At 53.0% G+C, this 219-nt stretch carries 1 protein-coding gene; it reads right to left on the bottom strand.

The genetic code is table 11. The annotated features are described in order from the left end of the window. Positions 1-51 precede the first annotated feature (51 nt). The coding region (locus tag IV01_RS26595) for a winged helix domain-containing protein (RefSeq protein ID WP_324294247.1) at positions 52-219 on the bottom strand (168 nt) is incomplete at its 5' end.

Below are 219 nucleotides of genomic sequence, written 5' to 3' on the forward strand. Positions count from 1 at the left end.
CGCCGCAGATCGGCATTGTCCTGCTGCCAGTCGGCGATGCGAACTTCTATATCACTCATCAGCAAACTCCAGACTTCCTTGTTTAACCAACTGCCATATCAGGTTACGCCCATCCTCATCGTTCAGCCATTCGGAAAGGTTATCTGTATGCAGGGCATCCGCTGAACAGATCAGCCTCAACAAATCTCTCAGATGACCGGGGAGCAGGCGGCTCTGACC

The organism is Pseudomonas syringae (assembly GCF_000737245.1).
Taxonomy (GTDB): domain Bacteria; phylum Pseudomonadota; class Gammaproteobacteria; order Pseudomonadales; family Pseudomonadaceae; genus Aquipseudomonas; species Aquipseudomonas syringae_J.